The following is a 24,049-nucleotide window of genomic DNA, read 5'->3' on the forward strand; positions in this document are numbered from 1 at the left end:
TCAGCCGAGTGACCACGTGAGCTGACACCGTCCTGACGTCCGTGGCCCGAGGAAGGTGACCGAGCCGCGAACCACGAGGTACGAGCCCGCGGGCAACCCGCGGGCCACGGGGTGCCGGCCGGCAGTACGTGGCCGGCTTACGCCTCCGGATGGGCAGCCCACGGGATGGGATCGACGACGGCGAGTTGCAGACGCGCCAGACTGGCGGGGTCGTTGACCACGGTGATCTCGCGGATCCGGCCGCCCTCGATCGTCAACGCGAGGACGAGCAGCAGCCGCCCGCCCGGCGCCACCACCGCGCCGACCGTGCCCTTGACGAGCGCGGGCCGGGCAAAGCGCGCCCGCCCGGCGTTGGTGACAGTTTCCTCCGCCACCCGACGTGCGCCGCGCATCTCGCCGGCGGCACCGGGGTGGAGCACGGCGGGATCGGCCCGCCGCACCACGTCGGGCGCGAGCACCGCGAGAAGACCGCCGACATCACCGGCGCGGGACGCGGCGAGAAACGCCTCGACGAGGGTGCGCTGGCGGGCGACATCCACGCCCGGCGCGGGCGCGCCCCGTACCCGGGCTCGGGCGCGGCTCGCCAGCTTCTTCGCGGCCACCGGCGACCGCTCGACGATCCGTGCGATCTCCTCGAACGGCATCGCGAACAGGTCGTGGAGCACGAAGGCGACCCGCTCGGCTGGTCCGAGCCGATCGAGCACGACGAGCAGAGCGAGCCCGACGGAATCGGCCAGGACCGCCTCGGCTTCCGGATCCCGGGCATCACCCGCCCCGGCGAGCACGTCCAGGCCGGCCGTGTCGGCGAACTCCTCACGCCGGCGTTGACGGGTCCGCAGCATGTCCAGGCAGATACGGCTGACGATCGTGGTCAGCCAGGCGGTCACGTTGACGACATCGGCCGCGTCGGCCCGGCTCGCCCGCAGCCACGCCTCCTGGACCGCGTCATCCGCCTCGTCCGCCGAGCCGAGGAGGCGGAACGCGACCGCCCGCAGACGGTCGCGGGACCGGCCGAACTCGTCGACCAATGTGGGCTTCTCGCCCATGTGTCACCTCTCCTCGTCCTTGTTCGTCGTATCGGTGGGAAGTCCGACGACGATCCGCGAGGGAAGGAGACCGATCGGGACTCTAGTCAGTCCGCGCGCAGCTGGTCCACCAACCAGCCGACCGGGCTGACGCGGATCGCGAGCCGCAGCAACGTCGCCGACCAGCCCGGGAGATGCCCGTCGTCGGCGCGGCGGTCGACGGCATGGTCGAGGCCATGCCGGACGGCGGGTGTGAGTTCACCGTTCGTGAGGGGCAGCCGCGGCTGGCCGCTTTCCGGCAGCAGTGTCAGCAGCAGCGCGGCCCGGCTCGTCCTGAGCTCACAGGCCGCCCCATCGAGGGTGTCGAGCGCGACCTGCTGGACGAAGCCGTCGGCGCCGCCGAGCGCGAAGGCGGGCTGGGTCGTGCAGGGATCGGGTATGGACAGCGCTCCCCGCCCACCGGAGCGGAGGGTCGAAACGGCAAGGCCGATCGCCAGTACGGGGGCGAGGACGACGGCGACCGCCCTCGCCGGCCGCCCGAGTCGGGCGGGGCCGGGTGTTGGCCCGCGCGGTGCCGGTGCCGACCACCGCCCCGGTCCGATCCGCGACGCCGGTACCAGTGCGATGAGCGCGCACAGGGCGCACAAGACAAACGAGTTCCGGAACGCACCGGTGACCGCCGTCGTGATGATGCCGGACAAGGTGTGTTCGAGGGCGTCAAGGCTGCCGTCGGGCGCCACCTGGTCGAACACCTTGTCCAGGTCGGGCAGCTCCCCAGCGGGCGTGTTGCCCAGCGCCTCCCCGAGCGAGCGAGCAAGTGAGACCTTGCTGGCCAGCGGGACAGGTTCGCTCAGCCCGGCCTCGGTGCCGGCCACGACCGCATGGTCGAGCCGGCTGGACAGCGAGGAGGCCAGCAGCGGGGTGACGGCGGCGAGGGCGAGCACGAGACCGGCGTGGCGCGCGGCGACCGAGAGGGTGCCGTCGAACGCCAGGCGCGGGCCGAGCCGGATGGACGCCTCGGTGAGCGTCGGGACCGCGAGCCCCAGGCCGAAACCGGTCACGGCGAGCGCGGCGGCGGCCGTCGTCCAGCCTTTGTCTGGGACCAGGGCCAGGCTGGCCAGTCCACCGGCAACGGTCAGGCAACCGGCGAGCGCCAGCGTGCGCGGCCGGCGCCCGGCCGTGACGTAGCGGCTGGCAAGGGTGCCGAGGGGGAGCACGGTCGCCACGGCGGCGGCGGTCAGCGGCGTCGCGCCCCAGCCGTTGATCATCAGAAGGATGACGAGGAACAGCGCGCCGACCAACGCCGCCGAGACCAACGCCAGCGCCACGTGCGCGGCCACCAGCCGCGCCGGCCGCACCTCCGACGTCGGCGGCACCTCCACGGGGCGCGCCGGGCCGAGCGGCCCCGGTGAGCCGACTAGGCCGGTTGGGCCGGCCCGGCCCTGTGGGTCTGCCCAGCCCTGTGGGTCTGCCCAGCCCTGTGGGTCTGGGGCCGCGGCCCGCGCGGCGCGCGGCAGGGCCACGATCGCGGCCGCGGCCAGCGGGGCCTGAACGTAGAAGATCGCCCGCCAGCTGAAAACCTCGGTCAGCAGGCCGCCCGCGGCGGGGCCGAGCGCCGACCCGACCGCGGCCGCCGCCGACCAGGCCGCGAGGCCCGCCTGGTCCGAGCCGGCGAGCCGCGCGAGCAGCGGGAGCGAGCCGGCAAGCAGCAGCGCCGCCCCAGCCCCCTGGATGACGCGCAACCAGGTCAGTGACCCGAGCGAGCCAGCCGTGGCGCACCCCAGGGACGCGAGGAGGAAGACGACCAGGCCCAGGGCGGTCAGAACCAGCCAGCCGCGCCTGCGCACGAGCAGCAGGACGGGTACCACCGCGAGCACGATCGCGACGTTGTAACCAGTTACCACCCACGAGACCGCGGACACGGTCGAGTCATATTCGGCGAGCAGCTCTGGTGCGGCGAGCACCACGATCGAGGCATCCGCGAAGGCGACCGCCACAGCGAGCGCCAGCAACCAGCCAGCCAGCGGCAGCGCCGCCCCACCGGCACCGCCGCGCGGCGGCCGCGTCATGCGTCCAGGCCAGGGAACCGAGACCAGGCGGCCGCGTGGCGAGCCCACGCCCGCGGCCCGCGACCGGTGGTGACCATCGCCCGTCGACGTGGGCCCGCGGACGCCGTCCGGTCCGGGGGAACGGTGACGGCCGCGAGGGTCACGGCCGGCGCCCCGCCTGCGGACAGGGCACGGACTGCGCGCGTACGCCGCGCGGGGCCGTCGTCGGTGGTCACGGGAACCAGCGTCCCCGCCGTCGGCGTCCCGGTCACTGGTGCTGACCCGAGATGTCGCCCTGTTAACACCCGTAACACCCGCGGGGCGCGTTGTGGTCGACATCGTCAGGATGTGCCTACCGGACTGACCCACGCCCGCCCGGCGGCGGCCAAAGGATGGGAGACGGACATGCCCGACCCGGGTCGAGGACGACGCGGCAGCCGTGCCGCCGGCCGCCGGCGGGGTCATCGATGATCCAGCCATACGACACCGCGTTCGCCGAGCTGCTGACGGACAGCTATCAGCGGGTCGTCGGCACGCCGATGCCGCGGGCCGCGGGCCCCGCCGGGCTGGCCACCGCGCGCTGGCTCCATGACGACGCCCCGTTCGGGGTGCTGGCGCACGACGGCGCGGCCGACCCGCTGTTCGTGTACGCGAACGCCACGGCCCAGCGGCTCTTCGAGTACGGCTGGGACGAGATCGTCGGCCTGCCGTCGCGGCTGTCCGCCGCCGAGGCCGACCGCGACGAGCGGGCAGCGCTGATGAGCGATGTCCTGCTGCGGGGATACACAAACGACTACCGCGGCCTGCGCGTCGCCCGGTCTGGGCGCCGCTTCTGGATCGAGGACGCGACGGTCTGGAATCTCGTGGATCGCCATGGCGAGTTCCAGGGGCAGGCCGCGCTGATCCGCGCCTGGTCTGACGCCTGACGAGACCCGGAACCGGCTTCCTGGCGGGTCCGGCGCGACGGGCTCCGCGACGGGCGTCGATCGTCGGCCGCCAGGCGCCGGCGGGTCGGCCTCCGAGCTCGCCGGGCGGCCGGTGTCAGAACTGCAGGGCGGTGGCGAGGTCGTGACCGATCCGTCCGACCACCGCGAGATCGAGCCGGTAGTGCGCGTAGCGGCCGCTGCGCTCCACCCGCGCCAGTCCCAGGTCGCGCAGGACCCGCAGGTGGCGGGAGACCTGCGGGCGGGTCATCCCCCAGCCGGTCCGCGAGGTCGGCGGTGGTCATCGCCTGGCGGGCGATCAGCCGGCACAGCCGCACCCGGCTCGGGTCGGTGAGCGCGAGCAGGCGGGCGGGCCAGGGTCACGCCCACCGCCGGGGCGTCGACCGGGAAGTGCGCGACGGGTGGCAGCCCGGGTTCGTTCTTCACCAGCAGGTGTGGCGCGCCGTACCGGGTCGGGATGAGCAGGACCGGCGCGCGCGCCGGGCTGATCACCACGTGGTGCACCTTGTCGAAGACGACCCGCGCGGGGCCGCCCACGCCCGGCCCCGCGGAACATGTGAGGCGCGCGCTGGACGGGCTGAGCGAGACTAGTGCCGCCGCCGGGCCCTCGTCGGCGAGCAGGCGACGCACCCGGTGCGCGGCCCGGCTGAGGGCTGGTTCGGTCTCGGCCCACAGCGAGCCGAAGAAGACCTGGCGGCACAGGTCGAGAAAGCGCAGCACGTCGGCGCGCAGCAGCTCGGCGTCACGCAGCAGGTCGTCGGCGAGCGCGAGATGGGGCTCGGGCAGCGCGGCCGCGGTCTGGCGGAGGACGGCGGCCTGGCCGGTGTCGCCCAGCACCCGCCCGAACCGGCCGCCGCCACCTGCGGGGCGACACGTCGTCACGTGCGGTGAAGGTGAATTCGTCACGCGACGTCGATACTGCGGCCTCCGCCGCACGAATGACCTTCGGTTACCGCGACCACGGCAACCAGCCGTCCGGTCATCGCCACGCTCGTCGTCGTTCTGGTCCGCAACCACTACCGGCTGGACGGGGTCGTGTGTAGCCGCCTGTGTGGTCCGGCCGCCCGCCCAGATGAGGTATCGACGGAAGCCGCTAGCATCTCGGCGCATTCCCCAGTGATTCGACGGGCCCAGCCGTGAGGCGGTCCGGTGGGCAACCTGCCCGTCGGTCAGGACGTCGGTACTGGGAGACCTTCGAGCGGCGGGGACAGATGACGAACGACATCGGAATGGCGATGACCGAGCAGCGGCAGGTCCGTCACCTGGCCGGGCGGCCGCTACGGGTGGGACCGGCGTTCGCGCGTCTCGCGCGCCGGTCCGGCCAGGTGGTGCTGGCGGCGGGGGCGCTGGTGCTTCTGTCGGCGGGTGCCGCCTCGGCGGCAGCGCCGGTGGTCGAGGCCAAGAAGGAGCGCGACGCCTCCGACGTCACCATCGGCGCCGTCATCATCGTGGTCCTGCTCGTGCTGCTGTTCCTGATCTACCGCGTGATCCGCAGGCGCACGCGCGGCTGACCGAAACCGCCGTCGGCCCAACCGGGCCTTATACAGCCGCCGGCCGGCCGGGTGCTCGCGCATCCCGGCCGGCCGGTGGCTAGCCCAATGCCAGGGTCAGCCGGCGTTCCAGCGGGGCTGGCCGTGGTAGCCGGATTCGGTGGTCAGCTGGCGGGAGCCGGCGCCGAGGTTGTTCGGGTTCACCACGAAGATCTGGCGGTCGCCGTTGTCGGGGTTGACCTTGGTGAAGATCAGATCGTTGTTGGTGGCCCAGGCCGGGTCCTGGTTGTGGGCCTGGCCAGGGCTGTCGTTCGTGATCTGGGTGACCGTGCGGCTGCCGACGTCCATCACGAAGATCTGCTGGTTGTTCTCGTCGCCGGCGATCTGCCGCTTGAACGCGAGCCGCTTGCCGTCCGGCGACCACACCGAGTCGGCGTCGACGTCGGGCGACCGCCCCTCGTCCTGGGCCTTGAGGAACTGGACCTTGTTGAGCGGCTGTGGCTTCGCGTCCACGAAGTCGGAGACCACGACCAGGAAGCCGCCGTCGCCGCCGGTGTTGTTCGACCAGTAGGCGATCTGCTCGCCGACCGGCGAGTACGAGGGGTCGGACGCCTGCGGCTCGGTGTTCAGCCGCCGGACCGTCGAGCCGTCCATCGCGACGAGGTAGAGACCGGCCTTCGACTGGCCGTCCACGGGCGGGCCGCTGGTCGACCGGATCACCAACGACCTGCCGTCCGGCGCGATCGAGGGACGGGAGTCCTCCGGAATCGTGAGCTGCTTCGCCGGCCCGGAAGTGAACAGCACGACCGGCTCGCCGCTGCCGTCGGCGGCCTTCGCCTTCAGAATGTTGCCACCGGCGCTCTTGTCGAGATAGAAGACCGTCTTCCGGTCCGGGCTGATCGCCGGAACCGTGAGGTCGTCCTGGTCGTTGGCGGCCACCGTCCTGACGTTGGACAGCAGGCCACCGGCCGCCGGCACCTGGGCACTGACGATCTGGTAGTGCGCCTCGCCGGGCTTCTTCTGCGTGAACACCAACGTGTCCAGCCCGAGCGGAGCGGCCGAGCGCGGCAGGAAGGCGGCCACGTCCCCGTTGCCGGCGCCGCCCTTGTCCTTGCCCAGAACGTTGGGCAGCACCGCCGCGAGGATCGCGATCACGATCACGGCGGCGGCGGCGCCGATGATGAGCGGGCGCCGGCTGCGCTTCTTCGCCGGCGGGGCGGGAGGCGGGGGCTGGCCATAGGTCGGGCCGGTGCCGACGGATGGGGCGCCTGCGGCCTGGGTGGCCACCTGCGTCGGGACGTAGTTCTCGTTGTAGCCGGGGCGGGTGGCGGCAAGGGTGGCGTAGTCGCCCTGGCCCGCACCACCGGTGGTGGACGGGACCGTGCCGGGCGCCGGGTTGGGCAGCCTCCAGTCGGCGAGCACGTTGGTCACCTGCTCGCCCTGGTCGGCGGTGTCACCCGTGTCGCCGAGGAGGCGGTCCATCAGCTGGCTCGCGTTCGGCCGCTCGTACGGGTTCTTGCGCATCGCGTCCCAGACGATCGGGTGCAGCCCGGGGTCGACGCCGTCGAGCCTCGGCTCCTCGTTCAGCGCCCGGAAGAGCAGCACCTGCGCGCTGCCCATGCCGAACGGGTAGTGACCGGTGGCCGCGAAGGTCACCAGGCCGCCCCAGGCCCAGATGTCGGCCTTCGAGGTGATCGCGTCGCCCCGGATCTGCTCCGGCGACATGAACGCCGGGGTGCCGAGCTGCTGGAGGTCTCCGGTCAAGCCGGCCCCCGAGTCCAGCGCCCGCGCGATGCCGAAGTCGATGACGCGCGGCCCGAACGGGGAAAGGACCACGTTCGACGGCTTGAGGTCGCGGTGCACGATGCCAGCGGCGTGGATGGCGCGCAGCGCGGCGGCGACGCCGACTGCGAGCTGCTCGAGGTTCGCGTCCGCCAGCGGGCCACCCCGGCCGACGAACGACTGCAGCGTCGGACCTTCGATGAACTCGGTGACCAGGTAGGGCTGCTCGGCCTCCGGGTCGAAGTCGAGCACCTCGGCGGTGCAGACCCGGGCGACCCGGCGCGCGGTCGCCGCCTCCTGTCGGAACCGGCTACGGAACTGCGCGTCGTCGGCTACGTCGGCGCGCACCACCTTGATGGCGACGAGCCGACCGAGCTCCGACCGTCCCAGGTAGACGGTTCCCATCCCGCCCTGGCCCAGCTTGCCCAGCAGCGTGTATGTGCCCAGCGTCCGCGGGTCGTTCTCACCCAGCGGTGTCGCGCGGCTGCTGACGTTCGCCTCTGACGACGCCATCGCCCACCTCTCTCCCCTAACGGACGCCGGCCACGCGACGGCCCAGAATGACAATCCCGTGCGGGCAGAATGCTACCGTCTGGCGATTTCCACCAATGGGCGGGAAACCAGGCCGGCGTAGTCGTGGCCGCGACAGCGGCGTAGGAAGGCCCGTCGGCGACGATCCGCGGGCGGTGCCGGCCGACGCTCCCGCGCCAGCCCGCGCCTGGCAGGCGGCACGATCCGTCCGCCAACCCGTGACACCGCGGGGCGGCACGAGCGGCCGCCGGCATCCGGGTAGCGCAGAATGTCCATTTTTTGACAGAACGTCTACCGTGACGTCGCGGTTTGCCCGCGCTCGGCGGTCCGATGGGCGGCGGGAAGGCCTCCGTCCGAGATCTCGGCACCAGCCCACGCGGGGCGTCCCGGGTCCCGCCGGATCGGCGATGCCCGGGGCTCCTGCCGGAGGCCCGCGATTGCCGGGAGGCCAGCGATCCGCCGCTCGCCGCCCGAGTGGCGGAGTGGCGGAGCCTACGGATCGGCACCTTGCCGGGCACCGGCGCGGATCAGCACCGCACAGCGGTCGGCCCCGCGCGGCGGCGGTCGGCGGTCGGGCGGCCGCGACCACGCGCTTGCACGAGAGCCAAAGGCCCCCACCGATCCGCCGCTCGGCCACCTGGCGACACCGAACCCGTGGGCCTGTGCCCGCGGGGCAAGGGCAGACCGGTGGGGGAAGGCTGGACCGCCGGCCGCTATCCCGAACTGACGCCCCCCGCGTGCCGGTTCTGGGTGACGGTCCAGCCAGTACCAGCACACCGCATCCCGGCCGCGCGGACCTCGTATCTTTACGGGTTTCCGAGTATTCCTCGAAAGGTTGGCCTGACGGCCGCTCTCACCGGCCTCCGGCGTGCGTGCCCCGGCGCCGCGCGGCGCGGCCCGACGCGCTGGCCGGGGGTTTCCCATCCCACCGCTGGTGACGTGCTCCGTACGGTGGCGTGCCGCGGCCCGCTCGCGTGGCGCCACAATACGTGTTTGCACAGCGCGAAGAAACAGCCTCGGGCCGTGCCGGAGCCCGTGGACCGTCCTTTGTGCCGCGGGTGGGTCCCTTGACCGGCCTTTGTCGCCCACGTAGCGTCCGCTGCCAATCCCAAGTCCACGGCGCGGAAAGGCATATGCCATGGCAGTTCTTGACAGCACGAGCACCCCGCCCGCGATCCACGTCGGCGCCGGCGACCTGCCCTTCGTCGAGATCGGCGGCGGGAACAAGCTCAAGGTGATCCAGGTCCGCGCCGGCGAGAGCTTATGGATCGTGGAGAACATCTTCCAGGCCGGCTACGAGGTCGCGACCCACCGGCACACCGGTCCGGTGTATGGCTACACCATCTCCGGCGCCTGGAAGTACAAGGAGTACGACTATGTGAACCGTGCCGGGTCTTTCCTCTACGAACCCGCGGGTTCCGTGCACACCCTGATGTGCGTCGAGGACGGCACCCAGGCCTGGTTCCAGATGTATGGCAGCAACCTCAATCTGGGGCCGGACGGGCAGGTCGAGTCGGTGACCGACGGCCCATCGGCGCTTGCCGCCTACGTGGCGCTCTGCGAGGCGCAGGGCTTCGGCCGCCCGAACGTCCTCGTCGGCTGATCGCCATGACGACCAGCGCTCTCGTCGACCTCTACGACCCGGACACCTACCTCGCCGGCCCGCCGCACGAGGCGTTCGCCGCGCTGCGGCGCGCGTCGCCCGTCCACTGGCAGGAAGTGCCGACGGGCCCTGCCGCCCCTGGCTACTGGGCGGTGCTCGGCTATGCCGAGGTCGAACACGTGCTGTGCGCACCTGAGCTGTTCAGCTCGGAGGAGGGCGGTGTCGTGCTCGACGACCTGCCACCCGACCGACTCGCCCAGATGCGGGGCATGCTGCTGGCGATGGACCCGCCGCGGCATCGGGACTACCGCCGCCCGCTCGCGCACCGGTTCACCCACCGCGCGGTCGCCATGCTCGAAGGGCGGGTGCGGGACGCCTCCCGGGTGATCATGCGGGAGGCCGCCGAGCGCGGCCGGTCCGGCGGCGAGGTCGAGTTCGTCAGCGAGGTCGCCGGCCAGCTGCCCACCCGCGTCGTCGGTGAGCTGATGGGCCTGCCCCGCGAGGACTGGGACTACGTCCATCGGCTGGCCGAAGCCCTCAACCGCGGCCAGGACGCCGGCGACGCGGACCGAGCCGGCGTCGAGGGAGGCGAAGGGGACAAGGGCGGTATGGACGGCGTCGGACCGAGCCGCGGTGGGCCGGGCGGGAGCGAGCCGGGCGGGGGCGGCGCCGAGGGCGCGGCGGCACCCACCGTCGAGATGGCGATGTACGCCGCCGGGTTCGCCGCCCGCCGGCGCGCGCAGCCGCCCCGCGACGACCTGACCGGACTGCTGCTGGCCGGCGACTTCGGCGGCCGGACGATGTCGGACCTCGACTACGGCAGCTTCTTCGTCCAGCTCGTCACCGCCGGCAACGACACCACCCAGACGATGCTGTCCTCCGGGCTGCTCGCCCTGCTCACCCACCCCGACCAGCTCGCCGGCCTGCGGGCCGACCCGTCGCTCGCTCCGGGCGCGGTCGAGGAGATCCTGCGCTGGGCGAACCCGCTGCACTACTTCCGGCGAACGGCGGCCGCCGACGCCGGGGTCGGCGGCGTCCGGATGCGGGCGGGTGACCGGCTCGCCACCTACTTCACCGCCGCCAACCGGGACGAGACGGTCTTCGAGGACCCGGACCGGTTCGACATTCGCCGCTCCCCCAACCGGCATCTGTCGTTCGGCAAGGGCGAGCACTTCTGCCTCGGCGCCCACCTGGCCCGCCTCGAGGGGCGGGTGTTCCTCGAGGAGCTGCTCTCCTCGTTCGCCAAGATCGAGCTGGCCGGCACGCCCACACGGGTCCGTTCCAACCTGAACAACGGACTGAAGTCGCTCCCGGTCCGGCTCACCCCGGCGTAGGCGTCCCGCGGCCGCGGCCGGGGCATCGGCTCGCGGGAACAGGCGTCACGAAACGCCGACGGCGGCGGACCGCCCTCCAGGAGGAGGGGCCGTCCGCCGCCGCCAGCGGTGAAGACCAGGGTTAGGTGGTTGCCGGTGCCTTGCGCTTCTTGCTCCTCTTCGGGTCCAGCCGACGCAGGAGCCACGACGTGATGCCGATGAACACGACGCTGACGAACAGGCCGAGGGCGATGTCGGTCACGTACTGCTTCTTTGTGTGGTAGAACAGCGCGTCCGGCTCCGGCGCGCGCGGGTTGACCGGCACGAGGCTGTTCGGCACGACCTGGCCGTTCTTCGTCTCCGGTCGTTTCTCCCCGGCACGGGTGATCTTGTTGAAGTCCGCGTCCGCGGCCATGGCCGCGAAGCCCCACCGGGCCGGAGAGATGACGGCGACCTGCTGCAGGCCGGGCTTGCCGGACACCGGCACGATGCCCGCGCTGAACACCAGCTGGATCATGGTGACGATCACCAGCAGCGGCATCGTCTTGTCGGCGTTGTCCACCAGCGCGGAGATCGTCAGTCCGATCATGCCGGAGGCGAAGCCCACCACGAACACCGCGAGCATGCATTCCAGCAGTGAGTTGCCGAGGAGCAACGGGTCTGGTGGCGTCCGGCCTGCGAGCGCGATGACCGTGAACGGGATCGACTGCAGAACCGTGATGACGATCAGGACGAGGACCTTGGAACCCACGTACGCGGACCTCGACAGACCGATCGCCCGTTCTCGGCGGAAGATCTCGCGTTCCTTGACGATCTCGCGGACCGAGTTCGACATGCCCATGAAGCAGGCACACAGCACCATGATCAGGAAGATCGTGGGCGCGTCGGAGTTCGGTGAGAACTTGTCGCCGGTATCAGCGAAGCCACCGCCGATGGCTCTGGGGATCACGCCGAGCACGAACGGGAACGCGATCGCCAGCCGCAGGTAGCCCTTGTCGGACGCGATGACGGCGAATGTTCGCCGGCTCAGCGTCACCAGCTGCTTCCCGACCGACTGCTGCCGGATGCTGGGCAGCTCCTCCGGCGCCGGCCGCGCCGACGGCGCGGTCACCGCCGACGGGACGTAGTGCCGCGACTGGCGGAACTTCGCCGCCGACTCGGGGCCCGGCGTCGCCTCCAGCCCGCGGAAGACCCGGGGGTAGTTGCTCTCGCCGAAGAACGTCAGCGCGTCCCCCGGCGGGCCGAAGTAGGCGACGTAGCCGCCGGGAGCAAGGACCAGGACGTAGTCACACAGGTCAAGCTGCAGCACGGAGTGCGTGACGACGATGACCGTGCGGCCGTCGTCGGCGAGCGTGCGCAGCGACTCCATGACGTTGAGGTCCATGCCCGGGTCGAGACCGGAGGTCGGCTCGTCCAAGTACAGCAACGTCGGGCGGGTGAGCAGCTCGAGCGCGACCGAGGTCCGCTTGCGCTGACCGCCGGAAAGCCGGGAGACGACCGTGTTCGCGTGCTGGGTGAGGCCGAGCTCCCCGAGCACCTCGTCGATCCGGGCGGAACGCTCCTTCGGCGTGACGTCCGGCGGGAAGCGCAGCTCGGCGCCCAGTTCGAGCGCCTTCCGCACGGTCAGCGAGGTGTGCAGGATGTCGTCCTGCGGCACGTAGCCGATCCGGCGGCGCAGCTCGTCGTACTCGTCGTACAGGTCCCGGCCGGCGTAGCGGACCGTGCCCTTGTCCGCCGGGCGGAAGCCGGTGAGCGCGTTGAGCAGCGTCGACTTGCCGGCGCCCGACGGGCCGACGACGCCGAGCAGCGCCCGCCCGGGCAGTCGGAACGTCATGTCGTGCATGAGCTGCTTACCGCCGCCGGGCGCCCACACGTTGAGGTCGTCGGCCTCGAAGCTGACGTCGCCGGAGTCGACGTACTCGACGAGCAGGTTGCCCTCGAGCTGGAAGACGTGGTGCCCGACGGCGATGACCTCGCCCTGGCGGACCGGGCCGCGGTTCACGCGGCGGCCGTTGAGGAACGAGCCGTTCGCCGAGTCGAGGTCGACGAGCTCGACGTTGCCGCCCCGGACGGACAGCTGGGCGTGGTGGCGGGAGGCGAGCAGGTCGGTGATGACGATGTCGTTGTCGCGGCCGCGGCCAATCGTCATCGTGCCCTGGCGCAGCGGGTAGGTCTTGCTGCGCTCGTGCTCGCGGTCAAGCCGGGTGTGCCCGCTCTGCTCCGCCTGGGCGTAGTCCGCCTCGGGGTAGCCGCCGGAGCGGGCGTCCTGGTAGTCGAAGTCGTCGCCTCGGGTCGGCCGGGTCGGCCGGTTGGCGCCGGGCGAACGCGGCGGGGTGTAGCCCGCCTGGTTCGGCAGCATGGTCTGCATGTCCGCGTCGCCGCCGTAGTCGTACGGCGACCGCTGCGACGGGAACTCGGTGAGGATGACGACCTCGGGACCGGTCGGCGTGCCCAGCCGGAACAGCGTCTCGCCGTGGACCTGGACGGTCTGCAGCATCCGCTGGCCGCCGAGCCAGGTGCCGTTGGAGCTCACGTCCCGCACGGCCCAGCCGTCGGGCGTCTCCTCGATCATGAGGTGCTGTCGGGACACCCGGCTGTCCGCGATCACATAGTCCGCGTTGCGGGCCCGGCCGATGATGAACCGTGGCTGCCCGGTCGGTACGACTACCTGGCCGGCCTCGCTGCTGATCCTTAGAACGGCCGTAGACACGTGTCTCCCCCTCCAAGACGGGACGCTGGCCGGGCTGCCCCGCCGAGCTCGTTCTGTCCACCAACCGTCTGCCCACCGGAGGCGGGCGCGCCCACGGCCCGGGAAACCCCGGGGACCCAGGACGGGTAGCTCGACGGCGTCACTACCAGACCAACCTCGTCACGAAACGACCGATCTTGTGGCAGATCGTAGCGTCGCACTCCGGGGCCCACCCAAGCCGGGTGACCGTGCGACCCGCTTGTCGGACATCTCATCCCCGGTATACCGGGAAACACAGACCTGTTGGCGCGCAACGACCGCGGCCGGCCACGCGCCGTGAGGCCAATGACCTCACCAACCACCATCCGGATTCCGCTCCTCCATGCCGGGCGACCGGTCCGACGAACGCTCCCCCGAGGGCCGCGCACGCGCTCCGACGACGGTACCGATCCGTGGACTGGCTATCCGGATCGGACCGGTTCGAGCATCCTCTCCTCGCGGCTGGTCGGCCCGGGTCTGTCGTTGACCTGACCTTGGTCCGTCGCCGGACCGACCCCGTGACCACGGCGAACCCCGTCCGCCGTCACGGACCGTCGCCAGGATCGGCCCCGCGGACATGGACAGGCCGCCGGATCAGGCTCCAGGGAGCAGCGCTACTTGGCGGACTGGGCGGGCAGCACGACGTCCTTGGCCGTGGCCGACACCGACAGGCCGGTCGCCGTCGTGCCGGCGCTGACGATGGTCAGGTCGAACGGCAGGTTGTCCGGCAGCGGCAACGGGACCGGGATGGACGCGTTGGACACCAGGTCACCGAGGTCGGGAGTGCTGAGGCCGTTCACCGAGCCGCTGACCTCCGACGGGGTGATCTTGAGCTGGTTGTTCGCCACAGTGAAGGACCCGACGCCGGTCAGCGTTACGTCGACCTTTGTCCCGACGACGGGAATCGTGGTCTGGTCCTGGCCGGTGATCTGTACCTTCTTGCCGCCGTCGGCCGGGGCGAGCTGCCAGTGGAAGGGCTTGTCCTTGAGGAAGGCGTTGATCTCGTCGTAGTTGATCCGCACGGTCGCCTCGACGTTGTCGACCGGGACCTTGCCGACGTTGTTCGAGATCGCGTCACCGAGCGGGACGTGCGCGCCCTTCAGGTGCGCGTCGACGCCGGCGATCTTCGGCCCGTCCGCGGTGGTCGGGATGTTCTCCAGCGTGACGCCGATGTCCTTGAACTTGCCGAACAGGATCTGGGTGAGGAACGGGAAGCCGCCAAGGCTGACCTTGCGCACGATCGGCGGCTGCTGCCCCTCCTTCATGTTCTGGGCCACGGCCACCTCGACCTGCTTGCGCATCTGGCCCACCGCGATGTGCGCGACGACGCGGTCGAGCGGGATCGCCAGGATCAGCAGCAGAACGACCACGATGAGCGCGATCAGCCGCCCGCGCCTGCGCCGCTTCTTCGGTGGCTTCTCCCCGGCCGCGCCGCCGCCAGGCACCGGCGGGCCGCCGGTGCCTGACCCGGCCGCCGGCAGACCGCCCGTGCCGTCACGCCAGCCGCCGCCGTCCGCCCGGGCGGCCTGCCAGCCTACCGCGGGGACCGGGGAGTAGGGCTCGCTGTGCTCGGTGACGGCCGCGGGGTCGACGTACTCGTCCTCGTCGTCGAGCTGGCCGTAGCCCAGCTGCTCCGTCGGCTTGCTGACCCCACTTCCCTGGCCCGGCGTCCTGGCGCCGGCGCCCCCGCCGGAGCCGACCCGGCCGATGTACTCGGTGGGTCGCTCCCCGCCTGGGCGTTCCTGGGGCCTGGGCGTGCCACCGGACGCCGGCGGCTGGGTGCGGCGGGTCGGCGGGACCGGCGACGGGAACTCACCGGGACGCGGAGTCGGGTACCGCTCGACGGGGATGCCGGGCTGCGAGGTGTAACCGGTGCTGCCCGGTCCGCCGGCGTCGCGGCGCGACCGTGCCGTCTCGTCGGCACCGGCGCCGCCGGAAGCCGGCTTGAACCAGTCCGCCGGCGGCGGCGGGCCGGCCGGCCGGAAGGACTCCGGGGGCGGCGGCGGTGCGCTCGGCGCGCCGGGGCGGTTCGGGCCCCTGCGCCCACGCCTGTCCGCGGAGTCGCGTCGGACCCGGGCGACCTCGCCGGGTTCGTACGCCTCGTCGTCTGTTGGGTTGTTCACGGGGTCATCTCCCATCAGGGCCGCGCCGACCCACGCGCGCGAGGACTTCCCCACCCCGTCGGCTCATCCACCGGATGGTCGCACGTCCAGACCCTCCCTGGAGCGCCGAGGGGGTGATCGTTGCCACGGTGCGGGTGTCCAGTTTCCGACGTTTCCCAGCGTCACGACGCCGCCGCCGTCCGCGAGGTGACGTCCGCTCCCGAGGACAGGCGGAAGCGGGCGCCCCGCGGGCCGTGAACGGCCCGTGGCCCATGGATCGCGCCCCACGGGCCATATCGCCCGGCCACGGATCGCGCCCGCGGCCCGCGGGGGCAACCGGCGAGCGGCGGCCCCAGGAGCTCGAGGCGGCCCGTCAGACCTCGAGCGGCAGCGTGGCGGCGGACCGGCGGGGGCCGGGCGGGGCGAGACGGAAGACCGCGCCGCGCGGTGACGCGTACGCCTGCCAGAAGTGGTCGGCGACCACCTCCGGGCGTAGCGGGCCGCCGGGCCCGACCTTGCCGTCGAGGACGACGGTGCGCATCCGGACACCCTGGTCGGCGAGCGCCGGGCCCACGGCGGCGGCGAGCGCCGCGAGCCCCGCCTTGCCGATCGCGAGCGCGAACCGCCCGGCGGGCGGCTCGGTGCGGCTGCCGGCCACGGTCACCAGGATCGTCGCGCCGACCCGGTCGACCAGCAGCGGCGCGGCGGCCTGGACCGCGGTGAGGGCACCGGTGACATTGACGGCGAGCGTCTGGTTGAGGACGTCGGCGGGGACGGAGAGCGCGCTGCCGCGGATAGAGAGCTTGGCGTTGTAGACGAGCACGGTCAGGCCGCCGAGATCCGCGGCGAGCCTTTCCAGCGCCGCGGCCAGGCCTGTGGCGTCGGTGACGTCGGCGACCGCGCCGCGCATGGTGAGCCCGGCGCTGGCGAGCTCCCCGGCCACCCGGTCGAGCGTGTCCGCGGAACGGGCCACCACGCCGAGCCGGAAGCCCTCTCGCCCGAACCGGGCGAGCAGCTGGGTACCGAACGCGGCGCCGGGCCCGACGACCACCAGCCCGCGCGTCACGGGCACGGACGCCGGCACCGGCCCGGGCGCGACCGCGCCCGTGACCGTCGCCGCGGCCGGCGTGTCCGGTGGCATAGGTCCATCTTGGACCGTCCCCGCGTCACCACACGACCAAGGCGCCGAAAATTTGTTCGAACTACCCGCTAGAGGGCCAAAGGGGGTGCGAAAATCCTCCTCCTTCGCACCCCCGGAGGCCTCCGTCCCCAGAAGCACTAGTGGCCGGCGAGCTCCCGGGCCCTGCGGGTGCGGTCGAGCTCAGCCTGGGCGCGCAGCGGAGCCGACTTCCGGTAGTAGTAGATGATCGGCGGGAAGACGATCAGCGGCGGGATCGCCATCAACAGCCCGAAGATCACCACTGCCCCGATTACCACTGCGCACCCCTCTCGCGCCCCCACCCACGGGGGAAAATCCTCAAGGCCCGCCTCGGTCACACCGGGTCCCACCGTCGGAGGTCTCACCGTCGGTTCTACCGAATGTCGTAGGCGACGTCGTCAGCCTATCGATTCCGCCGGGGTCCCTGCCGGATTGGTGGAGCTTGCGGAGCCCGGGGTCCCTGTTCGATCGGCGGAGCCGATCGGAGAGGTCTGCTGGGAGGTCCGCGACGCGCCGAGCCCCTCCGCCGCCGGCCGTTGGGCGGACGCGGTCCGTTCGGGGACGAGCACGCCGGGGTTGAGGATGCCGGCGGGGTCGAGCGTCTGCTTGACGGCGCGCAGCACGGCGACGCCGACGTCGCCGATCTCGGCGCCGAGCCAGGGGCGATGGTCGGTGCCGACAGCGTGGTGGTGGGTGATCGTCCCGCCGGCGGCTACGATCGCGTCGCTCGCGGCCGCCTTCGCCGTGGCCCACAGGCCCACGCGGTCGTCGCTGTGGCCGGCGACCAGCGTGAAGTACAGCGACGCGCCGGTCGGGTACAGATGCGAGACATGGCAGAGGACCACCGCCGGCACCCCGGCTGCGGCGTAGACCTCGGCGAGGGCGCCGCGCACGCCCGCGTACAGGCCCGAAAGCCCCGACCAGAAGGTCGCCGTCTCCAGCGTCTCCGCGAACATGCCGGCGTCGAGCAGCGCGTCGCGCAGCCGGGGGCCGTGGAACCGTCCGCGCACCCAGTCGTCGCCGACCTCGGTGCCCAGCGGGCGCGCGGCGCGGGCGCTCAACAGCTCGGCGAGATCCGCGGCCTGCCGGCGCACCCGCTCGGGCTCCCCCTCGTACCCGAGCACGACGTAGCATCCGGAACCCCCGTCGGCGCCGTCCGCGCCCTCGCCGGTCGGCTCGCCGGCGCCGTGCGGGGTGGCGGCGCCCGCGGCCGTCTCCAGCTCGTCGGAGAGCCGGGCGACCGCCGGGAGCAGGTCGCGCTGGGCCAGCTCGCGCATCAAGTCGAGGCCGGCGGCGAACGTGTCGACCCGCCAGCCCTCGTAGCGGCGCCGCGCCGGCAGCGGGCGCACCCGCACCCGCACCTCGGTGATCACCCCGAACGCGCCCTCCGAGCCGAGCACCAGCTGGCGCAGATCAGGGCCGGCCGCGGAGGCCGGCGCCCGGCCAAGCTCCCAGCCACCGAGCGGCGTCGCCACCCGCAGCCCGACGACGACCGCGTCGAACCGGCCGTAGCCGCTGGACGCCTGTCCGCTGGAGCGGGTCGCGGCGAAGCCACCAATGGTCGCGTACTCCCAGGACTGCGGCACATGGCCGATGGTCAGGCCGTGCTCGGCGAGCAGCGCCTCGGCCGCGGGGCCACGCAGCCCCGGCTCCAGCGTGGCGGTGAGCGAGGCCCGGTCGACGTCGAGCAGCCGGTTCATCCGGCGCAGGTCGAGCGCGACGACGGCGGCGAAGCCGGCCCTCCTCGGCGCGAGACCGCCGACCACGGAGGTACCGCCGCCGAACGGCACGACGGCGACGCGATGCTCGGCGCAGGCGGCGAGCAGCGCGGCGACCTCGTCGTGGCTGGCCGGCGTCAGCACCGCGTCCGGGGCGGCGGAGGCATCGCCGGCGCGCAGCGCGAGCAGGTCGGTCGTGGAGCGCCCCCGGCAGTGCCGGATCCGGATCTCCCGGTCGTCGCGGACGTGCTCGGCGCCGACGATGGCGGCCAGGTCGCCGCGCGCGGGCCCGGGCAGCCCGGACGGCGGGAGCTCGACGGCGCCGAGATCCACCGGCGGGCTCGGCCGTTCGGCGAAGCCAAGCCCATCGACGAGCAGCGCCCGGACCGCGCCGGGCAGTTCCACCCGCTCGTCGGGGCTCCCCCACCCCCACCACGCCAGGTCGCCGGCGTCATCGGCCTGCTCGGGGCCGCCTGAAGGGGGTGAGGCCTGGCGCTGGCGGAGGCTGTCCGGCGGATTCCGCGACTCGGTCACCCCAACAACTCTGCTCCCCCGGCCCCCGCTGGCAACCCGCCGCGCCAGGCCGCCCGGTGGGGTGGCCGCGGTCGTGTGGCAAGGGTCACCACCACCGCCTTCATCCGTATGGCCCCGATTAGCGGACCTGCGTCGTTGGAAGGGCGGGGTCGTTGGGAGGGTCGGGGTGGACGCTGCCCGGCCGACCACGCACGCTGGTGTCGCGAGGCCGCACCCCGACGCCACACCCAACGCCAGGCGCGGCAGAGGGAGGACGCGATGAACGGGGCCATCCCCATCTCGACACCCGCGCCGGGTGGGTCGCTGTCGCCGGCGCGCCGCGAGCGCGAGCTGGCCCGCCTGGCCGGCGGCGAGATCGTCGACCTGCTGGTGGTCGGCGGCGGGGTGACCGGTGCGGGCGTCGCCCTCGACGCGGCGAGCCGGGGGCTGTCGGTGGCGCTCGTCGAGGCGCGCGACCTCGCCTGGGGCACCAGCCGGTGGAGCTCGAAGCTGGTCCACGGCGGGCTGCGCTACCTCGCCAGCGGCGACCTGGGGCTGGCGATGGAGAGCGCCACCGAACGGGACATCCTGTTGCGACGGACCGCGCCGCACCTGGTCCACCCAGTACCGATCATGGTGCCGCTGACGCCGGCCGTGCGGCGTACCGACGCGGTGGCGATGACCGCGGGCCTGCGGGTCGCCGACGGGCTGCGCCGCGCCGCGCGCACCCCCAGCGGCACGCTGCCGCCGCCGCGGCGGCTCACGGCCGTCGAGGCGCACCAGCTCGCCCCGACGCTGCGCGAGACGGGGCTGCGCGGCGGGCTGCTCTACTGGGACGGCCAGCTGGTCGACGACGCGCGCCTCGTCGTCGCGATCGCCCGCACCGCCGCGGCCTACGGCGCACGAGTCCTCACCCGGCTGCGGGCGCGCACGCTCGACGGCACCGGGGCGCTCGTCGAGGACACCCTGACCGGCTCGACGTTCTCGCTGCGGGCCCGCGCGGTCGTGAACGCGACGGGGGTGTGGGCGCCGACGCTCGCGCCCGAGGTGCGGCTGCGCCCGAGCCGGGGCACCCACCTGGTGGTCGCCGCGGGCGCGTTCGGGGGCACCCGCACCGCGCTGACGGTGCCGATGCCCGGCCAGCGCAACCGCTACGCGCTGGTGCTGCCGCAGGACGACGACCGGGTCTACGTGGGCCTGACCGACGTCCCGGCGGACACGGTGGAGGACGTGCCGCGGCCGACCGCCGCCGAGGTCGAGGAGCTGCTCGGCATCGTCTCCGGGGTGCTGGACGCTCCGCTGGACCGGGCCGACATGCTCGGCACGTTCGCCGGGCTGCGCCCGCTCCTCGACGTCGCGGACACCGCCGGCGCCACGGGCCGGACCGCCGCGTCCCTGGTTCACTCCGTCACTCACCCGCTACGCGGCCGTGCTCCTTCAGCAAACGCCCGCTCCGCTCCCGCGCTCCCGCGCTCACCACGCAGCGCGGACCTGTCCCGCCGGCACGCCGTGCTCGTCGGCCCCGGTGGCGTCGTCACCGTCGTCGGCGGCAAGCTGACCACGTATCGCCGGATGGCCCGCGACGCGGTGGATCTCGCGGTCGCGCACGCCGGTCTCGCCGCCGGGGCCTGCCGCACCGCCCGGCTGCCGCTGGTCGGCGCGGCGCCGCGCGCCCAGCTCGCCGCCGTCGACGCGCCGCGGCGGCTGGTCGAGCGGTACGGCACCGAGGCACCGGCCGTGCTCGCCGAGGCGGGCGGCGATCCGGATCTGCTCGCGCCCGTCGCCGCGGGCATGTCCGTCACGGGGGCCGAGCTGCTGTTCGCACTGCGGCACGAGGGGGCGCTCGATGTCGACGACCTTCTCGACCGGCGCACCCGGATCGGCCTGGTGGCGGCGGACCGTGCCGCCGCCGCGCCGCGCGCGGCCCGCCTCGTCGACCTCGTCGCCGGCGACCGGGTATAGGGCTGTCCCGCGACGGACGCTCCGCGCCCGCCGCCGGGCGCAGCCTGTCGGGCGCGGAGCGCCCTCCCCACGTGGTTTCGGGCCCTGGCATATGACGGTGGTCGGGCTGCAGCCGGGCTGACGAGGAGGCTGGGGTGGTGCTGCGCTGAGGCGCCGTCACTAGCTGTGGCTGAGTGCCGCAGTCAGGCTCAGGAACGCCCAGGTTGAGGAGGCGGCCGGGATGATGCTGTGCTGGGTGCGCCATTGTTAGATGGACTGCTTCAAGCGGTGCGGGTCGGGGGCGGCCAGGCCAGCTCGACGATCGTGTTGCCCTCGTCCAGTTCGACCTGGGTGACCAGCTCGCAGGTCCACGGCCAATGTGTGCCGTCCGGCGCGACCGCCTCGTTCGGCGCCGCCTCGTCCAGGGACGCCTCGTCTGAGGCCGCCTCGTCGTCGAGGACGGCTACGCCGGTGACGGCGGCCGGGCTGTCGGCGGCCATCTGGCCGTCCGGGCCCGCGGAGCGGCTCCGGGTGGCGCCGCCGCCGGGGGTGGCGGTGAGGCTGGAGACCGCGGGGTAGGAGATGTAGCCCTCGCCGGTGCCGCCCGCGCACAGCAGGGTCACCGTCACCCGGCCGGACGGCGCCACCCGCAGGGTCTCGCTCAGCAGGTCGACGAGCTCGTCACGGACCTCGCGGGGAATGTCGGCGAACTCGCCGTCGACCTGGAGGGTGACGGTCGCGCCGCGCGCCTCGGCCGCGTCGATCGCCGTCTCCAGCTCGGCGAGCGGGCCGGCGCGCCCGCCGGAGCCGGACAGCATCCGGCGCAGCGCCCTGGCCCGGTTCGCGCAGAGCCGGCGGACCTGCTCGTCGCGCGGGTCGGCCGAGCCGTCCGCGACGGCACGCAGCAGCGGGAGCACGTCCCGGTTGAGCCGGGCGAGCCGGCGGGCCCGGTCCCGGCGCACGACGGCGGCCGCGTCCTGGTGCGCGCCCAGCTCCGCGTCGAGGTGCGCCGCCCGCGTGGTCGCCTCGGCGGTCGCCCGCAGCACCGGCCCGGCGGTCGTCACCAGCAGCTGGATCGTGGAGATCCCGTAGAGGGTGCCCACCAGCCGCACCAGCTCCAGCGGAGCCGTGCCGATCCGGGGCAGGTCGACCGCCAGCGTCACCACGACCATCACCGCCACGGCCGCGGCCCACTGCCGCGCCGGCCGGGACACGGTGATCGTCAGCAGCAGCACCGTCGGTGCCAGTATCCCGGCCCAGTTGTAGATCCTGATCACGTCGGAGCCGGAAATGATCGCCGCGCCGGCCAGGGTGACCGCGACGGTGAAGCCAAGGGTCGCCAGTGCCTCGACGCCGGTCAGCGCGCGCCGCCAGGTGACGGCGACGACCCGGAGCGCACCGCCGGCCACCACCGCCCACAGCAGGATCGACGCATACGGCGCGATAGGGGCGAGGACGTCCAGTGACGGCTGGGAGTGCGTGCGGAGGGCGACCGCGGGCAGCGCGAGCACCGCGACGCCGGCCAGCAGGGTGACGCCGACGGCGCGGCGGATCGCCCGTTCGTAGTCCCGGCGCAGGTCGGCGCCGTCGGCCGATCCGGCGACCGCGGGCCGCGCCGCCTGCCAGTCCAGCTCGACCCGGGTGCCCTGCCCGGGGGCGGACGCGATCCCGGCCCAGCCGCCGACGTCGGCCATCCGGCCGTGCACCGAGCCGGTGATCCCGAGGTGGGCCTCCTCCAAGCTGTCACCGCCGTCACCGGCTGATCTGGCCGGGCCCGCGCGTCCGGCACCGTCCGCCACGTCGACGGAAGCGGCGGAGCCAGCCAGGCCGGCGGAGACAATGGCAGGCGCAGGCGCAGGCGCAGGCGCAGGGGCGGAGACGGAGACGGAGACGCGTGTGAACGCGGGGTCGTAGCGGACGGCGTCGAAGCCGACGCCGTCGTCCTCGATCTCGATGCGCACCCCGTCGCGCCAGCGCACGACGCTGACGCGCGCCGCGCCGACGCCGGCATGCCGGCGGATGTTGGTCAATGCCTCGCGCATCGCCGCGGCGAGCGCGTTCACCACCTCCGCGGGCAGGAGCTCGACCACGCCCTCGGCCGGCTCAGAGTCGCGCGGCCGCTTCGCCCGCCGCGGCCACCGCCGATCGTCGACCCGGGTGAAGCTCACCGTCACGTCCAGGCCGTCGTCGACAGCCTCCTCGGCGACCGCGCGCACCTGACGCTCCATCTCGGCGTCCGCCGAGTCGTCGGGCGCGTCGGCGGCACCGCCGGCGCTGGCGAGCAGCTGCTCCACCTGTGCGACGACGCGGCCGCAGCGCGCCCTGGCCCGCGCGAGCGCCACATCGGCCGAGGCGGCGCCGGTGGTCTCGACGCCACCGCCGGCACCACCGCCCACACCGGCGAGGCCGACACCGCCCAGGCCGACACCGCCCAGGCCGACACCGCCCAGGCCAATACCGGCGAGCATGTTCAGCACCGTGTCGTGTAGGAAACGCTCGCTCGTCCTCGCCGACCTCGCGCGCGCCCCGGCGACCAGCTCGGCGCCCGACCGCGCGCCGACCGCGTCCAGCCAGGCGTCCGCCCCCAGCGCCACCCGGCGTATCCGGACCACCCCCTGGCGCAGCGCGAGCCCGATGAACAGCAGCAGCCCGGTGGAGGTGAGAACCTGCGGCCGGTGGTCATGGGCCGGGATGAAGTGGGCGCAGGCGAGGACCAGGATCACCACCAGCGAGAAGCGGGTGCGCAGCGCGCAGGCCGCGCTCAGCGCGGCGAACACGACGGTGAGACAGACCCACGAGCTGGGGTCACCGAGCGAGGCCGAGGCCACCGTCCACGGCGCCGTCAGCCCGACGGCGATCCCGACGGCGACATCGACAAGGACGAGTGCCCGCGGCAGCGCCCGCCGGGACGTGATCGCGATGTAGACCAGGCTCCAGGCCACCACGAGGGCGGGGCCGACCAGAGCGGCCGGATGCTGGCCGTACCAGTCACGCCACCAGATCCAGACGTAGACGATGGTGAACCCCACGACCAGGCCGCGCAGCACGGCCAGACCGCGGAAGAACACCGCGGAAAATGTGTCAAGAGCGCGGGCCGGCATTCGGCATTTCCCCCCACTGCCTGCAGAGCGGCGCAGTCCCGTGTCTTACTA

16 protein-coding genes are annotated in these 24,049 nt (G+C 73.4%); 5 read left to right on the plus strand and 11 right to left on the minus strand.

Annotated elements, in window-relative coordinates; translation table 11 throughout:
* Nucleotides 1-137: 137 nt before the first annotated feature.
* Nucleotides 138-1,046 (minus strand): sigma-70 family RNA polymerase sigma factor, encoded by a 909-nt coding sequence (locus tag QOZ89_RS03935; RefSeq protein WP_071046684.1) that lies wholly within the window; start codon nucleotides 1,044-1,046, stop codon nucleotides 138-140.
* 86 nt (nucleotides 1,047-1,132) lie between these two features.
* A complete protein-coding gene (locus tag QOZ89_RS03940) occupies nucleotides 1,133-3,094 on the minus strand; it encodes an MFS transporter (protein WP_071046685.1) in 1,962 nt (653 codons plus the stop codon).
* 446 nt (nucleotides 3,095-3,540) lie between these two features.
* Between QOZ89_RS03940 and QOZ89_RS03945 the strand changes: the two genes are divergently transcribed.
* A complete protein-coding gene (locus QOZ89_RS03945) occupies nucleotides 3,541-3,999 on the plus strand; it encodes an MEKHLA domain-containing protein (RefSeq protein WP_071046686.1) in 459 nt (152 codons plus the stop codon).
* 115 nt (nucleotides 4,000-4,114) lie between these two features.
* Here QOZ89_RS03945 and QOZ89_RS03950 read toward each other — a convergent pair whose 3' ends face one another.
* Both QOZ89_RS03950 and QOZ89_RS03955 read right to left on the minus strand, forming a co-directional pair.
* Entirely contained in the window at nucleotides 4,115-4,267 is a 153-nt protein-coding gene (locus tag QOZ89_RS03950) for an ArsR/SmtB family transcription factor (RefSeq protein ID WP_241841473.1), read from the minus strand.
* Complete coding sequence (locus QOZ89_RS03955; protein WP_312622986.1) at nucleotides 4,264-4,854, minus strand: DUF5937 family protein; 591 nt, start codon at nucleotides 4,852-4,854, stop codon at nucleotides 4,264-4,266. Before QOZ89_RS03955 ends, QOZ89_RS03950 begins: the two co-directional genes overlap by 4 nt.
* Before the next feature lie 374 nt (nucleotides 4,855-5,228).
* Here QOZ89_RS03955 and QOZ89_RS03960 point away from each other — a divergent pair, with 374 nt between their 5' ends.
* A complete protein-coding gene (locus QOZ89_RS03960) occupies nucleotides 5,229-5,528 on the plus strand; it encodes a hypothetical protein (RefSeq protein WP_071046687.1) in 300 nt (99 codons plus the stop codon).
* Nucleotides 5,529-5,624: 96 nt separating this feature from the next.
* Here the strand turns inward: QOZ89_RS03960 and QOZ89_RS03965 are convergent, their stop codons facing one another.
* Nucleotides 5,625-7,802: a protein kinase domain-containing protein gene (locus tag QOZ89_RS03965; RefSeq protein ID WP_071046688.1), complete on the minus strand. Its 2,178-nt coding sequence runs from the start codon at nucleotides 7,800-7,802 to the stop codon at nucleotides 5,625-5,627.
* Nucleotides 7,803-8,958: 1,156 nt separating this feature from the next.
* Between QOZ89_RS03965 and QOZ89_RS03970 the strand changes: the two genes are divergently transcribed.
* Nucleotides 8,959-9,423 (plus strand): 2,4'-dihydroxyacetophenone dioxygenase family protein, encoded by a 465-nt coding sequence (locus tag QOZ89_RS03970; protein WP_071046689.1) that lies wholly within the window; start codon nucleotides 8,959-8,961, stop codon nucleotides 9,421-9,423.
* A gap of 5 nt (nucleotides 9,424-9,428) precedes the next feature.
* The gene (locus QOZ89_RS03975; protein ID WP_071046690.1) at nucleotides 9,429-10,757 is read left to right on the plus strand and encodes a cytochrome P450; all 1,329 of its coding nucleotides are present in this window, start codon (nucleotides 9,429-9,431) and stop codon (nucleotides 10,755-10,757) included.
* Between the two features lie 121 nt (nucleotides 10,758-10,878).
* On the opposite strand, the gene QOZ89_RS03980 is transcribed toward QOZ89_RS03975, so the two are convergent.
* From QOZ89_RS03980 to QOZ89_RS04000, 5 genes are all read right to left on the minus strand, one after another.
* Nucleotides 10,879-13,446, minus strand: a complete 2,568-nt coding sequence (locus QOZ89_RS03980; protein WP_071046691.1) for an FHA domain-containing protein — start codon at nucleotides 13,444-13,446, stop codon at nucleotides 10,879-10,881.
* Nucleotides 13,447-14,078: 632 nt separating this feature from the next.
* A complete protein-coding gene (locus QOZ89_RS03985; protein ID WP_241841475.1) occupies nucleotides 14,079-15,587 on the minus strand; it encodes a DUF2993 domain-containing protein in 1,509 nt (502 codons plus the stop codon).
* A 352-nt stretch (nucleotides 15,588-15,939) separates the two neighbouring features.
* The gene (locus tag QOZ89_RS03990) at nucleotides 15,940-16,707 is read right to left on the minus strand and encodes an SDR family NAD(P)-dependent oxidoreductase (RefSeq protein ID WP_312622988.1); all 768 of its coding nucleotides are present in this window, start codon (nucleotides 16,705-16,707) and stop codon (nucleotides 15,940-15,942) included.
* A gap of 137 nt (nucleotides 16,708-16,844) precedes the next feature.
* Nucleotides 16,845-17,003, minus strand: a complete 159-nt coding sequence (locus QOZ89_RS03995; RefSeq protein WP_198543052.1) for a phage holin family protein — start codon at nucleotides 17,001-17,003, stop codon at nucleotides 16,845-16,847.
* 120 nt (nucleotides 17,004-17,123) lie between these two features.
* The gene (locus QOZ89_RS04000) at nucleotides 17,124-18,977 is read right to left on the minus strand and encodes an FAD-binding oxidoreductase (RefSeq protein WP_241841476.1); all 1,854 of its coding nucleotides are present in this window, start codon (nucleotides 18,975-18,977) and stop codon (nucleotides 17,124-17,126) included.
* A 258-nt stretch (nucleotides 18,978-19,235) separates the two neighbouring features.
* Here QOZ89_RS04000 and QOZ89_RS04005 point away from each other — a divergent pair, with 258 nt between their 5' ends.
* Nucleotides 19,236-20,918, plus strand: a complete 1,683-nt coding sequence (locus QOZ89_RS04005) for a glycerol-3-phosphate dehydrogenase/oxidase (protein WP_071046694.1) — start codon at nucleotides 19,236-19,238, stop codon at nucleotides 20,916-20,918.
* A 260-nt stretch (nucleotides 20,919-21,178) separates the two neighbouring features.
* Here the strand turns inward: QOZ89_RS04005 and QOZ89_RS04010 are convergent, their stop codons facing one another.
* Nucleotides 21,179-23,998, minus strand: coding sequence for a sensor histidine kinase (locus QOZ89_RS04010; protein ID WP_312622990.1), 2,820 nt, complete (start codon nucleotides 23,996-23,998; stop codon nucleotides 21,179-21,181).
* Nucleotides 23,999-24,049 lie beyond the last annotated feature (51 nt).

It is taken from the genome of Pseudofrankia coriaricola (assembly GCF_032027725.1).
Taxonomy (GTDB): Bacteria; Actinomycetota; Actinomycetes; order Frankiales; family Frankiaceae; genus Pseudofrankia.

Excerpts from the sequence above, each read along its gene's own strand:
- QOZ89_RS03965 (WP_071046688.1), bottom strand. The coding sequence starts at position 7,802 with ATGGCGTCGTCAGAGGCGAACGTCAGCAGCCGCGCGACACCGCTGGGT.
- QOZ89_RS03940 (WP_071046685.1), bottom strand. The coding sequence starts at position 3,094 with ATGACGCGGCCGCCGCGCGGCGGTGCCGGTGGGGCGGCGCTGCCGCTG.
- QOZ89_RS03935 (WP_071046684.1), bottom strand. The coding sequence starts at position 1,046 with ATGGGCGAGAAGCCCACATTGGTCGACGAGTTCGGCCGGTCCCGCGAC.
- QOZ89_RS03945 (WP_071046686.1), top strand. The coding sequence starts at position 3,541 with ATGATCCAGCCATACGACACCGCGTTCGCCGAGCTGCTGACGGACAGC.
- QOZ89_RS03970 (WP_071046689.1), top strand. The coding sequence starts at position 8,959 with ATGGCAGTTCTTGACAGCACGAGCACCCCGCCCGCGATCCACGTCGGC.
- QOZ89_RS03960 (WP_071046687.1), top strand. The coding sequence starts at position 5,229 with ATGACGAACGACATCGGAATGGCGATGACCGAGCAGCGGCAGGTCCGT.
- QOZ89_RS04010 (WP_312622990.1), bottom strand. The coding sequence starts at position 23,998 with ATGCCGGCCCGCGCTCTTGACACATTTTCCGCGGTGTTCTTCCGCGGT.
- QOZ89_RS04005 (WP_071046694.1), top strand. The coding sequence starts at position 19,236 with ATGAACGGGGCCATCCCCATCTCGACACCCGCGCCGGGTGGGTCGCTG.
- QOZ89_RS03975 (WP_071046690.1), top strand. The coding sequence starts at position 9,429 with ATGACGACCAGCGCTCTCGTCGACCTCTACGACCCGGACACCTACCTC.
- QOZ89_RS03950 (WP_241841473.1), bottom strand. The coding sequence starts at position 4,267 with ATGACCCGCCCGCAGGTCTCCCGCCACCTGCGGGTCCTGCGCGACCTG.
- QOZ89_RS03990 (WP_312622988.1), bottom strand. The coding sequence starts at position 16,707 with ATGCCACCGGACACGCCGGCCGCGGCGACGGTCACGGGCGCGGTCGCG.